Origin of the sequence: Halomonas sp. 3F2F (assembly GCF_014897805.1) — a bacterium.
Lineage (GTDB): Bacteria > Pseudomonadota > Gammaproteobacteria > Pseudomonadales > Halomonadaceae > Vreelandella.
Genome location: NZ_JABUZE010000189.1, coordinates 95,689 through 110,333, shown reverse-complemented (window position 1 = coordinate 110,333; position 14,645 = coordinate 95,689). Strand labels below are relative to the sequence as shown.

Sequence of the window (14,645 nt, the reverse complement as noted above, 5' to 3'; positions counted from 1 at the left end):
GACCCCTGACGATTTAGAGAGCGACCATGTTTTCCTCCCTGCGAGCCCGCATCTTACTAGCCGCCCTCACGGCCATTATTGTAGCCCTCATCATTAATGGCATAGCCAGCTACACCACCGTCAAGCATCACAACAATCAACAAGTAAGTCGCAATCTCAGTGCCGTCGTTAACGGTAACACCCAGGCGATTAATGAGTGGTTTAACGCTCGCTATACCATGCTGGCCAGCATGGATGATGCTGTTGGCAGCAGCGACCCGCTTGCCGCATTGCGACAGCTGTCTGATTCTGGAAGCTTCATGACGGCCTATATGGCTTATCCCTCTACGTCTGATGCTGTTTTTTCTGATAACTGGCAGCCGCCTAGTGATTATGACCCTCGCCAACGCCCCTGGTATCAAGACGCTGCCAACGCCAAAGACACCATTATCACAACGCCTTATGTCGATGCCCAAACAGGGGGGTTAATCGTTACCTTTGCACGCCCCTTCTACCGTAACGGGCAGCTCGCCGCTGTCATTGGTGCAGATATCACCATTGAAGATGTCATTGATATTGTGGCCAGTATCGCCCCGACACCTTCAAGCTTCGGTTTTTTGACGACGGAAGATGGCACGCTTGTGGCGCATCCTGACGCTGAGTTAACGCTTGAGCCGTCCTCAGTGTTGAGCAGCGATCTAACCAACGACAGCTTGGCCAAGATTATCCAAGCCGAAGAGCCTCAAGCGCTTGAACTGCAAAACAGTGGCAAGCTGCTGATGGGCAGCACAGTGGGCGGCAGTAGTGGCTGGCAGTTAGTCGTGGCGCTTGATGAGCACGAAGCCACCGCAGGCCTGCGTGCCATTGCGACTACCTCAATTATCACTTTGTTGATTGTCGCGGCCATCACCGCCGTTATATTTGGTGTCCTGCTTTCATTGATGCTTCGTAGACTGCTTGGCGTGCGCAACGCGATGGATAACATTGCCTCGGGAGATGGCGATTTAACCCTGCGTTTGCCAGAAGAAGGCAACGATGAAGTGACCCAAATTGCCAGCGCGTTCAACCGTTTTGTCGGCAAAATGGAAGCCGTATTGGTTGATGTCCGCACGAGCAGTGAAGCGGTTCATCACGCGGCCAACGAAATTGCCATGGGTGGTCAGGATTTATCACGCCGTACCGATAACGCGGCCGCAAGCCTGCAGCAAACATCTGCGTCGATCGAGGAAATCACCAGCACCGTTCAACACACTGCCGCATCTGCCCAGCAAGCCAACCAGCTCTCCCATGCCGCATCAAACGTTGCGAAGGAAGGCGGCCAAGTGGTGGCAAATGTCGTCACAACAATGGAAGACATTTCTCAATCCTCTAATAAAATTGGTGAGATTGTCACGCTGATGAACAGCATTGCCTTCCAAACCAATCTACTGGCACTCAACGCCTCTGTAGAAGCGGCCCGTGCCGGCGAACATGGCCGTGGCTTTGCCGTAGTGGCCGACGAGGTCCGCAAGCTTGCGGGGCGCAGTAGCGAAGCTGCCAACGATATTCAAAAGCTAATCGAAGACTCACAAAGCAAAGTCAACAATGGCACCTCTCTGGTACAAAATGCGGGTGCGACGATGCAGGATATTGTTGCCCATATCACCCGTGTTACCGATGTGCTGGAGGAGATTAACGCAGCCACCAGCGAGCAGAGCGACGGCATTAATCAAGTCAATATTGCCGTTGCCGAGCTTGATCGCATGACCCAGGAAAACGCTGCCATGGTGGAAGAGTCCACTACTGCTGCTGAGCAACTGAAAGAGCAAGCGGAGCATCTCGCGGGGACTATCAGCAGCTTTAAACTGTCCCACGCTGCCACGCCTGCTTTGCAAGTGCCCTACCAAACACCTGACAACCAACGTCGCCATATCGCCTAGGGATTACACTATGCATTTCCGCTCATTACGCTCTTTTGTCGTGGCACTAGCAGGCCCTTGCCTGTTAGCCATTGTGGCCGCCCTGGTGGTGTATAACTTGATCGCCGCCTCACACACTCAACAAACCGTGGATGACCACACCAGTGAGCTCATGGAAGGCGCGCTGGATGCCCGCTTAAACGCCATTGCCGAAGCAGAAGGTCAGCGCATTCAGCGCGAGCTGGACAAAGCGATGACGCTGGCCAGCCAACTCGCCATGACCAATGCGTTAATGGGCATGGACGATGCAGAAGGCCAACGCGCACTCTACTTAAGCCGCCGACAGCTATCAAACCTTGTGCGCCAAACCGTCGCCGACAACCCTGACCTAGTGGATGCCTATATCGGCTGGGAGCCCAACGCTTTTGGAGATGACGCGCGCTACGCGGGTGACGAGCGCTACGGCCATGACGCCAGCGGCCGCTTTATGCCTTGGTGGTACCGCACTGATGATGGCGAGCTGGCGATACTGCCGCTAGGTGAGGACATAGAGAGCGAAACGCCCCTGGCAAGCGGCGTGCGCGAAGGCGAGTACTACCTGTGTCCACGGGAAACCTTAGCTCCCTGTATTATCGACCCCGCGGCTTACGACTTCGGCGGTGAAACCCAGCTAGTCACCTCGTTCAACGCGCCGATCTTGGTAGATGGCGAATTTCGCGGTGTGGCGGGGATTGATTTGGCGCTTAACTTTATCCAAACCCTGTTAAACGATGCTAACCAGGCGCTTTATAACGGCGCTGGCCGGATGACACTGGTGGCGGGACGTGGCGGTTTGGTAGCGGATACCGCTGGCAAAGAAGCCTTGGGCTTGCCCGCTAGCGATTCGCTAAGTGACACGCTATTGGCAGGCATTGAGCAGGCAACAACGCAGGGCAGCCTACACAGCAGCATGGCCGATGGTATGTTCCAGCGTTATCAGCCTATCACCCTTGGCAATACGGACCAGCCCTGGGTGCTGGTACTGCAGCTTCCCGAGTCAGTGGTACTGGCCGAACTGAACGCCTTGCAAGACGTGCTCAGCGAGCAGCGTCAGCAAAACACGCTGGGCATGACGCTGGTGGGCTTATTGCTGGCCGCGATTGGTGTCGGCGCACTGTGGTGGATTGGTGGACGAATCGCACGCCCTCTTAAACGCCTAGCCAACCGGATGGAAGAGATCGCAACCGGACATGGCGACCTTACCCAACGCTTGCCAGTTCATGGCCGCGACGAGAGCGCAGCGGTAGCAGAACAGTTCAATGCCTTCGCGGAGAAAATCCAAACCATCTTGCTGGATGTACGGCGCAGCAGCGAAGCGGTTAACCATGCGGCCAATGAGATTACCCAAGGAGGGCACGATCTTTCTCGGCGCACCGAACAGGCCGCCGCCAGCCTGCAACAGACCTCTTCAGCCATGGAAGAGATCAGCAGTACCGTTGGCCACACCACCCACGCCTCACAGGAAGCCAGCGGGCTTTCCCAAACCGCCTCGGAGCTAGCGTCCCGTACTGACAGTGCGTTTGAGCAGGTGGTCGCCACGATGACGGATATTCGCACCAACTCTGATGAAATTCAGAGCATTGTCAGCGTCATTGATGGTATCGCTTTCCAGACTAACCTACTGGCGCTAAACGCATCTGTAGAGGCTGCCCGTGCAGGGGAGCATGGTCGTGGTTTTGCCGTCGTGGCTGATGAAGTGCGCAAACTCGCCTCGCGCAGCAGCGACGCCGCCAAAGATATTCGCCAACGCATCGATGCCTCGGCAGGTAAGGTAGAAAGCGGTACCCAAATGGTGCGTGATGCCGAAGCAGCTATGCATGAACTGGCTCAAAGCGTGACGCGCGTTACTCAAATGCTCGGCGATATCAGCACGGCCGCGCGAGAACAAAACGATGGTATCAGTCAGGTAAGCATTGCCGTCACCGATCTAGATCAGATGACTCAGCAAAACGCAGCCCTAGTGGAGGAGTCCACCACCGCCGCCGAACAGCTAAAAGATCAGGCGGATCGGCTCGATGCACTGGTGGGTGGCTTCACGCTTGAAGCACATGACAACCGCCACCCACAGAGCCAACACACGCTGCCTGCGCCAACGCCGGCACAGTACTAAACAGCGATTAAATCAGGCCGCCAGGAGATCGGCAGTAGCGGAGGTTTATCGCTACGCTGGGCTCCGGCGGTCATTATCCTGCCAGGCCTCATTGCGAGGCCCACCTCGTTATCCATCCTGCCTTAGCTCAGTTTACTCCAGGGCGTGTTCTCCCCCTTGCGAACCGATAACTACACGATCTTAAGCATACGCCTAAAGTCGTAATCATTGGTGCCGATAGTAGGGCTGCAGATAGTACTTATCAGATAGTACTTATCAGATAGTACGTAACAGATAGTACGTAACAGATAGTACCTACAAAGTGGCCTATTTCAGGCCTTAGCTTTCCTAACTAGCGAGACTATATTCATGCTGTCGTCCCTACGCTTGCGTATTCTTATCATCACATTAATGGTAATTACGCTAGCACTGACTATTAATGCCTCAGTCAGCTACCTGACCCTGCAAACACATAATGACCAGCAGGTAACTCAGCAGTTGGCCTCAATTGCACAGGGTAACGCCCTGGCCATTGAGGAGTGGGTTGATGCCCGAGCCGCCATACTAGAAGCCGCGCGCACGCCAGTGATCGATAATGACCCGCTTGCGCCACTCATTCAGGTAGCAGAGTCAGGCGGTTTCCTAACGGCATTTTTCGGCCAAGCCGATGGTAGCCACCTTTCGTCCGATGGCTGGGTACCAGACAGTGATTTTGATCCACGCCAGCGCGACTGGTACCAAGCAGCAACAAAGCAGGATCGTACTATCGTCTCGCTGCCTTACGTGGACGCTAATAGCAATCAGCTAGTGGTTAGCTTTGCTACGCCAGTCAAGCGTAATGGCCGTTTGTATGGGGTGATCGGCGGCGATGTCGTCATCGACAACCTAGTCAGTCAGGTCAACGCTATTCGGCCAACGCCTTCGAGTTTCGCCTTTCTAAGTAGCGGTGGCGAAACAGTCATTGCTCACCCCGACACTGCACTGACGCTCAAACCGCTGAGTCGAATTAGCGACACCCTGTCCCCTGCGTCCATCGAACAACTAAGTGCTGCGCAAGACGCGTGGGAGCCTATTGAAGTCGATGGCCTGGATAAGCGACTCTCAGTGACCCCCATCGCAGGAACCGACTGGGAACTCGGCGTGGCACTAGACGAGCATGAAGCTACTGCAGGGCTGCGGGCCATCCTCAAATCTTCACTGTTGACGCTAATCGCCATCATTGCTGTCACGGCGCTGCTGTTGAGCCTGTGGCTCAAACGTACTTTCGCTGGCCTAGAACGGGCGCGTGATGCCCTGGATGACATTGCCAGCGGCGAAGGTGATCTAACCCGCCGACTTCCCGAACAGGGCAGTGATGAAGTAGCTCAGATCTGCGGTGCTTTCAACCGCTTTGTAGGCAAAATGGAAGCGGTATTGGTCGATGTACGCACCAGCAGTGAATCGGTGCACCATGCCGCTAACGAAATTGCCTTGGGCGGCCAGGATCTATCCCGCCGTACCGATAACGCAGCTTCTAGCCTGCAGCAGACTTCTGCCTCAGTCGAACAGATAACCAGCACCGTAGAGCACACCGCTGCCTCGGCCCAAGAGGCCAACAAACTCTCTCAAACGGCCTCGAAAGTAGCGAAAGAAGGCGGGCAAGTGGTCGCCAATGTGGTTACCACGATGGAAGATATTTCCCAGGCCTCCCATAAAATTGGCGAAATCGTCACGCTAATGAACAGTATTGCCTTCCAAACCAACTTGCTGGCCCTTAACGCTTCCGTAGAAGCCGCCCGGGCAGGGGAGCATGGCCGTGGTTTTGCGGTCGTTGCTGATGAAGTACGCAAATTAGCAGGGCGCAGTAGTGAAGCCGCCAACGATATTCAAAAACTCATTGAAGACTCACAAAGCAGAGTGAATAACGGTACCGCATTAGTGCAAAACGCGGGCGCAACCATGCAGGACATTGTCGCTCATATCACTCGCGTTACCGATGTGTTGGAGGAAATCAACTCCGCCACGAGTGAGCAGAGCGATGGTATTAAACAGATCAATATCGCCGTGTCTGAACTTGACCGTATGACCCAGGAGAATGCTGCCATGGTGGAAGAGTCCACCACTGCCGCTGAACAGCTGAAAGAGCAAGCTGATCATCTGAAGGGCACCATCAGCAGCTTTAAGCTGTCTCGACACCCTTCGGCTCCCCTAACCGTCAACTCGCCCAACGTTTTGCCATCGTATTGAGTGACTATCGTATTGAGTGACTAAGGAATCGGCGGCAGTGGAATATCATCACTGCGCTTGGCACCCGCGGTCATCTCGCGGCAAAGTCGCAAGAACTCGCGCACCCCCGTGGTAAGGTACTTGTGGCGGTGCCAGATGAAAGTAAACTGACGTTTTAAGTCTAATTCCGGTGTTGGCAGAGGCACTAAGCTGCCACGCCGGAAAGCATCACGCAGTGCTAGCCTGGAAACGCAGCCAATCCCCAGGCCTGATTCTACTGCCCGCTTAATACCCTCGGTATGCTCAAGCTCCAACAGGGTATTAAACCGACTACGCCGATGCCGCGCGGCGTGCTCAAGAGTCATGCGGGTGCCAGAACCCTCCTCGCGCATAATCCAGTCTTCACGCAACAGTTGTTCCAGCTCAAGATGCTCGCGACCCGCCAACGGGTGGCGCGGTGAGCAGAAGACGCACAGCTCATCCTCTACCCATGGCTGACTAATAATCATATCGTCGTCGCACTGCCCTTCAATCAGCCCTAAATCAAGCGAGTGCTGGCGCACACTCTCAATAATGTGGCGCGTGTTACGCACCGCCAACCGCACCCGACTGCCTGGGTAGCGCTGCATAAAATCGCTGATCAACAGAGTGGCTAGATAATTGCCAATGGTTAGCGTTGCACCCACGTCCAATGCGCCTACGCCCTGCTGGCCGCGCAACAGTTCCTCTACCTCTTCGGCCCTGTCCAGCAAGGCCACCGCTTTTGGCAACAGTTGAAAGCCCAACGCATTAAGCTTCAGCCGTTTGCCCATGCGGTCGAGAAGCTGGCAGTCAAACTGACGCTCAAGCTCCGCTAGCGACGTACTGGTAGCAGATTGGGACATAGCGAGGGCACGCGCCGCCTGAGAAACACTTTCGTGCTGGGCGACGGCCACAAAGACTTCCAACTGGCGCAGGGTGTAATGCATAGAGACAACCTATCTTGTTTCGGCGACATATCTATTCTTTAGATAAGTGTTATCAGTATAATTCGCTTAACAGATATATCTCTCTTTATTTAGAATTAGTAGCAACATATTTAGCCATTTTTTATGCTTTTTTAGAATATGGCAGACGAGGCTTAGGCCACTCTGCCCATTGGAGGAGTTAGCATGAGCAAGTTTGCCCTGGAAGAAGTCCTCAGCGTTCACCACTGGAACGACACCCTGTTCAGCTTCCGCACCACTCGCGAGCGTAGCCTACGCTTCAAAAATGGTCAGTTTGTGATGATTGGCCTGGAAGTGAACGGCAAACCGCTGATGCGTGCTTACTCCATCGCCAGCCCCAACTACGAAGACCATCTGGAATTTTTCAGCATCAAAGTACCCGATGGCCCGCTCACCTCGCGCTTGCAGCACCTTCAAGTTGGCGACCAAATTATGGTCAGCCGCAAGCCTACGGGCACGCTGGTATGCGATGACCTGCTTCCCGGCCGCAACCTTTACATGCTTTCCACCGGAACAGGCCTTGCACCGTTTATGAGCCTGATCCAAGACCCAGAAGTGTACGAGCGCTTTGAAAAAGTTGTGCTGGTGCATGGCGTACGCGAAGTATCTGAACTTGCCTATGCCGACTTTATTACCAAAGAGCTGCCTGCTCACGAGTATTTAGGCGAAGAGATTGCCGAGAAGCTGGTGTACTACCCCACGGTTACCCGTGAAGAATTCCACACCATGGGACGCCTAACCGATCACATTCGCAGCGGCAAGCTGTTTGAAGATACCGGTCTTCCGCCGATTGATCCGCGCCAAGACCGCGCGATGATTTGCGGCAGCCCCGCCATGCTCGACGACACTAGCGCGCTGCTAGACGAATTGGGCCTGAATATTTCCCCGCGGATGGGCGAGCCGGGCGATTACGTGATTGAGCGTGCCTTTGTTGAGAAGTAAGGGGTGAAAAGTAAGAAGTGAAGAGTCAGAAATAGAAGGCAAGGAAAGGTTTGCCAACTCGTAAGTAACAACGCAACGCCCCGCTAAGCAGGCCGCTTAGCGGGGCGTTTTGGTAATTTTAGGCTGCGAAGCACCCGTCGCGATTAAACCGCGTCTTTACCGGTTTCGCCGGTACGAATACGAATCACCTGCTCCAGCGGCATAACAAAGATTTTGCCATCGCCGATTTTGCCGGTATTGGCAACCTGCGTAATGGCATCAATAACCTGTTCCGCCATATCGTCATCTACCGCAACTTCTAGCTTTACTTTGGGCAGAAAATCCACCACGTACTCTGCACCACGATATAGCTCTGTGTGACCTTTCTGACGGCCAAAGCCCTTCACTTCCGTTACCGTAATGCCCTGCACGCCGATATCAGAGAGCGATTCGCGTACGTCATCAAGCTTAAACGGCTTGATAATGGCTGAGATCAATTTCATTGCGACATCCTCTAGCTTGGTGGCCTTTTATTAAAGGTTGGCGGGACACTGCTGTTAGCCAAGCCCGTTAGCGTTAAGCATACACCGCTACAGGCAGAGAATAAAAAATCAGCGCCTATGGATTGTAACAATGCACTAAGGCAAAAAGGCCTCCCGTTAGGGGAGGCCAAAAGAGCACGCCAGCTCATTTCATTAGCGTAAGCTTATTTCTTAACGCTAAATTCAGGATAGGCTTCAAGACCGCACTCAGCAATATCGACACCTTCATACTCTTCTTCTTCGCTAACGCGGATACCCATGATGGCTTTCAGCACCAGCCACACCACTAGGCTGGCAACGAATACCCAGCCAAAGATACCAACGATACCGATCAGCTGTGCGCCGAAAGAAGCGTCGCCATTGGTCAGCGGAACCGCCAGCACGCCCCAGATACCCACCACACCGTGTACCGAGATAGCACCGACCGGATCATCAAGCTTCAGTTTGTCCAGCGTGACGATCGCAGCGACAACGATCAAGCCACCCACCGCTCCAATCACCGCAGCGCCTAGCGCAGAAGGCGACAGAGGATCCGCAGTAATCGCGACAAGACCAGCCAGTGCACCGTTAAGCGCCATGGTAAGGTCCGCTTTACGGAACCACAGTTTGGCAAGAATCAGTGCGGCAAGCACGCCACCGGCAGCCGCCGCATTAGTGTTAACAAACACTTGAGCAACGTTGTTGGCAGAGCTGATGTCGGACATTTTCAGTTCAGAGCCGCCGTTGAAACCGAACCAACCCATCCAAAGGATAAAAGTACCCAGTGTGGCCAGCGGCATGTTGGCGCCTGGAATCGCGTGGATAGACCCATCTTTACCGTACTTACCTTTACGTGGGCCAAGCACCAATACACCCGCTAAGGCAGCCGCGGCACCCGCTAAGTGAACAATGCCGGAACCCGCGTAATCGGAATAGCCGACTTCAGACAACCAGCCGCCGCCCCACGTCCAGTAGCCAGACACCGGATAAATAAAGGCTGTCATCACTACTGCGAAGGCCAGGAATGCCCACAGCTTCATGCGCTCAGCAACCGCACCAGACACAATCGACATGGCTGTGGCCACAAACACTACCTGGAAGAAAAAGTCAGAGCGCATTGAGTAGTAAGGCGCATCATCACCGCCTGCGGTCACTGCATCCACGCTGTTTTCAGCGCCAATCAAGAAACCAAGGTTGGGTAGGAAGCCACCCGCGCTGCTGGAATACATAATGTAGTAACCCACCAGCAAGTACATGGTGCAGGCAATCGCAAACAGCGCGATATTTTTGGTCAGAATCTCGGCGGTGTTTTTCGAACGTACCAAGCCAGCCTCAAGCATTGAGAAGCCAGCGGCCATCCACATGACGAGCACGCCGCAAATTAGGAAGTAAAACGTGTCGAGCGCGTAGCTCAGATCAGTCAACTCATTCATTTTAAGTTCCCCGTTGAACTATAGAAATGATCCGAAAAAACAGCTTCAAACGGCGTCTGCACCGCGTTCGCCTGTCCGAATCCGAATAACGTCTTCAAGCGGTGTCACAAACACCTTGCCGTCACCGATCTTGCCGCTGTTAGCTGCGCTACAGATCGCTTCCAATACGCTCTCTAACCGGGTGTCGTCCACGGCCACTTCAACTTTTACCTTGGGTAGAAAGTCGACGACGTACTCTGCCCCCCGATACAGCTCGGTATGCCCCTTTTGACGACCGAAGCCTTTAACTTCAGTCACCGTGATGCCCTGAACGCCGTTGTCAGCGAGCGCTTCACGAACGTCGTCAAGTTTGAATGGCTTGATGATAGCGGTGATGAGTTTCATCCCGGATCTCCCCTGCTGGATTAGGTAGCGGCAGCGCCGCCCGAATTAACTGCTTATCTCGTTAATGCGCATACCGTGCCACCCAACTTTTTTTTCTTATAAGTCAGCAGTTTGTTTTATAAAAATTAAGGTTTTTCGGTGGCAAGGAAGACTTAGTAGCCGCCGCCACTGCCCGCTTGCACCATAAAAGAACATGAATAAAAACGCGGCGCTCTATTTCGATGCACTCCTTCGATGCACCCCGCCGATAAAGAGAGGCCAGAGGCTAATTTGCAAACGATGCATGCGCATCGACGGCGGGTTGCGTATCCTTATTAGTAAGCAGTGCACATTTATGCGTGGTCATTTAAGGAGAGAGCGATGGCGCCTCAAGATCGCATTAGCCGTTTAGCCCAGCAAATTGGGGATCGTTTACAGAACGCCTCCCAAGCCCCGGAAGATATTCAAAAAGGCGTACAGCAGGTAGTGCGTGGTGCCTTTGACAGGCTGGAGCTGGTGTCACGGGAAGACTTTGATATTTTGATGGATGTATTGCAGCGCACCCGCTCACGCGTTGAAGCTCTAGAGCGCCAAGTGGCCAGCCTTGAGGCCGCCGTGGAAGCGTCTACCTCAACGAGCCCTTCCCCCATTGAAGCAGAAGCACCACCAACCCCCGCTCCTGAACCGAACAGTGATGGTTCAGAGGATGACAAGCCCGCCTAAATCCAGAACGGACGGCAATAGGTTGACGACGCCTATTGCCGACTAAGTGGTGGCTTAATACGTTGATGTTGATGACGTAAAGAGCGTCATACCCACTTAATAAACACGAATCAATATCATTGACTTTGATTGTTGTGGTGATACTCTCCGCCTCCTACTCCCTAACTGCTCGCGGATTGTTCACCATGTCTGACTGGTCTTCTTCAACGGCTACACTCATTGGCACGGGTCTATTACTAGGCTTTTCCGGCGCTGTTTTCGCCCAAAACACAACGTCTGGATCCACGCTAAACGCAAACGCTGGAGATACCATGGTGGTGGTTGGCTCCCGCACCCCAACCCAGATCAGTCAGATACCTGGCGCGGTATGGGTGATTGATAAAGAGATGCTGCAACAGCAGACCCGCAATGGTGCAGACCTAAAGACGGCTTTGGGGCAACTTGTGCCGGGGCTGGATCTAGCACCGCAAGGGCGCACCAATTATGGGCAAAACATGCGTGGTCGGGGCGTGCAGGTGCTTATCGATGGCGTATCTCTGAACAGTTCGCGTGGGCTTTCCCGTCAGTTCGATGCCATCGATCCCTTCAATATTGAGCGTGTAGAAGTGCTTTCCGGCGCCAGCAGCCTGTATGGCGGCGGTGCTACGGGGGGCTTGATCAATATCATTACGCGCAAAGGCGAAGAAGGCCTGAACTGGCGCACCGAAGCAGGCATCACCACAGGCTTCAACAACAGCGATGATATGGATCGACGTCTGTCGCAATCGATCAGCGGCGGCAATGAGCGGGTTCAGGGCTATCTGGGTACCTCCATTGTGGACAACGGCCGTCACTATGACGGCAGTGGTCAGGAGATCTTTCCCGATATTGCCCAGACCGACCTGCAGGACAATCGCAGCATTGATGTATTGGGCAACCTCTCGTTCCGTTTGACCGATGAACAGAGCCTGGAACTGGGCGCCCAGCTGTATCGTTCCGGTTACGAAGGTAACCGGGGGGTTTACTTTCCCAACCTCGACGCAGCCACGCCCAACTTGAACGATGCCGAGATTCGCGACGGCTACCGTTCACAGCGCGACCCGGAAACCGACCGCAAGCTGGTCAACGTCAACTATCACCACGCTAACCTATGGGGACAAAACTTCTATCTACAGGCCTTCCATCGAGAAGAGGAATCCAGCTTCCAGGCCTTTCCTTACCCTGTCTCGGATGGCCTGCAGTTTCGTGCATCGCAACAAAATACTGATTTAAGCGGTATTAAAGCGCTGTTTGAGTCGCGCCTGGGTGATGACATTTCATTGACCTATGGGCTCGACCTGGATCGCGAAAAATTCGATGCCAGCCAGATGCTGTTTAATACCGATGTATCAGATGCCACCGGAGGTTTGGTGCAGCAGGCTTCGGGCGTTGAGCCCCGCTACCCAGGCTATCAGGTGGACGGGCTTTCGGGCTTCGTCCAAGGTGACTGGCAGGCCACCCAGGCGCTTAAGCTCTCCGCAGGGTTGCGGCAGCAGCATATGGATGTCGAAGTGGGCGATTTCCAGGGTATTCCCGGCGGTAAGAACGATTACGAAGCCACGCTATTGAATGCCAGCGCCCTCTACGATTACGGCAACGGTCACCAGAACTGGCTGCAGTTTAGCCAGGGCTTCGAGCTGCCAGATCCCGCCAAATACTACGGCAAGAGCCCCGAGGTGAGTGTCAATAACAACCCTCTATCTGCCATCGAGACAGATCAGGTGGAGCTAGGCTGGCGCTACCAGGGGGGTAACTGGATGGCTCAAACGGCACTCTACTACGCTTGGTCGGACAAGGCAGTAGAGAACGCCCAGGATCTGAGCGTCAGCGTAGTGGACGAAAAGAAACGCGACTTTGGCCTAGAGAGCGCGGTAACCCGTTACTTCGACAACGGCCTGGAGGTCGGCGGCACTCTACACTTAGTGCGTTCCGAGCAGGAGAACAGCCAAGGGGAGTGGGAGAAGCGTGACGCCCGCTATGCATCGCTCTCCTCTTCAACGGCCTTTATCGGCTGGACCGACTACGTGCGTTCGGCGCGCTTGCAAGCCAGCCATACTTTCGATCTGAAAGACGACGCGGATCGTGAGATCGACGGCAACACCACCCTCGATCTATCGCTCAGCCAGGAGACCGATTTTGGCACCGTGAGTCTGGGCATACAGAACCTACTCGATGATCAGTACTCCACCGTCTGGGGCCAGCGGGCCGCTATGTTCTATTCGCCCTACTACGGTCCAGAATACCTCTACGACTATCAAGGGCGCGGACGTACTTACACCCTGAACTGGTCGATGGCGTATTAAGCACCGCCCCGCTACTCGCAGGCAGCCGCTCAACAGCGAGGTAATGGGAATGGCGACACTCGACACACTCGCGCCACTCACCACCTATGACCTGCTGGCCCTTGGTCAGCGCTTCGGGATCGATTACCGCTTTCCCGAAGCGCCTGACCACTCCCCATCGCCTTACGTGGCTCGCGGGCGTGTGATCGATTTCGAGATCACCCCAGCCCTACGCGTGACGCACTCAGATCTTGATGTTCTGCACGCTTATGCCTCCACCTCCCGTCGTACCGCTCCGTGGTTTCTCAGTGTGATACTTGAGGGCTGCATTCACGTGGGGCTCGGCCACCAGTCATTTCAATTACAGGCTGGCGACGCCTTCAGTGCGCACTTCAATCAGCAGACCGGGCTTGAGGTCTTCCAGCCGGCACCACAACGCTTACGCACCCTCAACGTGTCGATTCTAGATGGCCTCGAGTCTCTCTCTTCCTCGCCCATCAGCGTTGCCCCTCCAGCCACCCCAGTGCTACACACTTGGCAAGTACCGCCGCTCCTTCGCCATAGCCTAGAAACAGCACTGGCTTCGAACTGGTCAGCAGAACGGCAGTGCCTATTATGGCAAGGCCTCGCGCTCCAGTTACTCGCTCATGGCCTGCCTGCCGCTTGCCTGGAAACCGGCGACAAAAACACACAAGATGGCCCCCCTCCGGACCTTTCTCATCGCGATCACCAACGTCTGGAGCGCTTGCGCCAGCAGCTCGAACATTATCCCAACCAGCATTACCGGCTGGAGCAGTTGGCCCGAAATGCCGCTATGAGCCCTAGTAGCCTACGCACCAAGTTCCAGCGCTGTTACGGCTGCTCGATATTCGACTACCTACGGCGTTGTCGCCTGACCCAAGCTCAGGCGTACTTACGCAAAGGTTATAGCGTGCAGCAAACTGCCCACGCCTGCGGCTACCGCCACGCCAGCAACTTTGCTACGGCATATAAGCGGGCCTTTGGTGTCACGCCGCATGAGGTCTTCAAGTGTCGCTAACGTACTATCCATAACTACCCATAACGTCTTGCCGTAAGTTCCCCTACTCTGCATTTTTTGGCAGTGCGCATAACCTCTTTGTCATAGCGCATACCTTTCCAAAGCAATTAAACGCAATAATTCTCATTAACACATTGGTTAATTGCTTC

At 54.5% G+C, this 14,645-nt stretch carries 11 protein-coding genes; 7 read left to right on the top strand and 4 right to left on the bottom strand.

What is annotated here, in order from left to right:
* Positions 1-26 precede the first annotated feature (26 nt).
* The 3 genes from INT21_RS19875 (at position 27) to INT21_RS19865 (ending at position 6,231) form a co-directional block, all read left to right on the top strand.
* Positions 27-1,898, top strand: coding sequence for a methyl-accepting chemotaxis protein (locus INT21_RS19875; RefSeq protein WP_193060680.1), 1,872 nt, complete (start codon positions 27-29; stop codon positions 1,896-1,898).
* A 10-nt stretch (positions 1,899-1,908) separates the two neighbouring features.
* Positions 1,909-4,026: a methyl-accepting chemotaxis protein gene (locus tag INT21_RS19870; protein ID WP_193060679.1), complete on the top strand. Its 2,118-nt coding sequence runs from the start codon at positions 1,909-1,911 to the stop codon at positions 4,024-4,026.
* Positions 4,027-4,374: 348 nt separating this feature from the next.
* Positions 4,375-6,231, top strand: coding sequence for a methyl-accepting chemotaxis protein (locus INT21_RS19865; protein ID WP_193060678.1), 1,857 nt, complete (start codon positions 4,375-4,377; stop codon positions 6,229-6,231).
* A 20-nt stretch (positions 6,232-6,251) separates the two neighbouring features.
* Here the strand turns inward: INT21_RS19865 and INT21_RS19860 are convergent, their stop codons facing one another.
* Positions 6,252-7,178 (bottom strand): LysR family transcriptional regulator, encoded by a 927-nt coding sequence (locus INT21_RS19860; protein ID WP_009723195.1) that lies wholly within the window; start codon positions 7,176-7,178, stop codon positions 6,252-6,254.
* A 183-nt stretch (positions 7,179-7,361) separates the two neighbouring features.
* On the opposite strand from INT21_RS19860, the gene INT21_RS19855 reads away from it, so the two are divergent.
* Positions 7,362-8,138: a ferredoxin--NADP reductase gene (locus tag INT21_RS19855; RefSeq protein ID WP_038479478.1), complete on the top strand. Its 777-nt coding sequence runs from the start codon at positions 7,362-7,364 to the stop codon at positions 8,136-8,138.
* Positions 8,139-8,281: 143 nt separating this feature from the next.
* Here INT21_RS19855 and glnK read toward each other — a convergent pair whose 3' ends face one another.
* The 3 genes from glnK to INT21_RS19840 form a co-directional block, all read right to left on the bottom strand.
* Positions 8,282-8,620 (bottom strand): P-II family nitrogen regulator, encoded by a 339-nt coding sequence (glnK, locus tag INT21_RS19850; protein ID WP_009098335.1) that lies wholly within the window; start codon positions 8,618-8,620, stop codon positions 8,282-8,284.
* 203 nt (positions 8,621-8,823) lie between these two features.
* On the bottom strand, positions 8,824-10,071 hold the full coding sequence (locus INT21_RS19845; protein WP_038479484.1) for an ammonium transporter: 1,248 nt from the start codon (positions 10,069-10,071) through the stop codon (positions 8,824-8,826).
* Positions 10,072-10,116: 45 nt separating this feature from the next.
* Positions 10,117-10,455: a P-II family nitrogen regulator gene (locus tag INT21_RS19840; protein ID WP_038479487.1), complete on the bottom strand. Its 339-nt coding sequence runs from the start codon at positions 10,453-10,455 to the stop codon at positions 10,117-10,119.
* Between the two features lie 360 nt (positions 10,456-10,815).
* Between INT21_RS19840 and INT21_RS19835 the strand changes: the two genes are divergently transcribed.
* The 3 genes from INT21_RS19835 (at position 10,816) to INT21_RS19825 (ending at position 14,496) form a co-directional block, all read left to right on the top strand.
* Positions 10,816-11,157, top strand: a complete 342-nt coding sequence (locus tag INT21_RS19835) for an accessory factor UbiK family protein (protein ID WP_089040291.1) — start codon at positions 10,816-10,818, stop codon at positions 11,155-11,157.
* 185 nt (positions 11,158-11,342) lie between these two features.
* Complete coding sequence (locus INT21_RS19830; RefSeq protein ID WP_226930698.1) at positions 11,343-13,478, top strand: TonB-dependent receptor; 2,136 nt, start codon at positions 11,343-11,345, stop codon at positions 13,476-13,478.
* Between the two features lie 49 nt (positions 13,479-13,527).
* Positions 13,528-14,496 (top strand): helix-turn-helix transcriptional regulator, encoded by a 969-nt coding sequence (locus tag INT21_RS19825; RefSeq protein ID WP_226916747.1) that lies wholly within the window; start codon positions 13,528-13,530, stop codon positions 14,494-14,496.
* Positions 14,497-14,645: the final 149 nt, after the last annotated feature.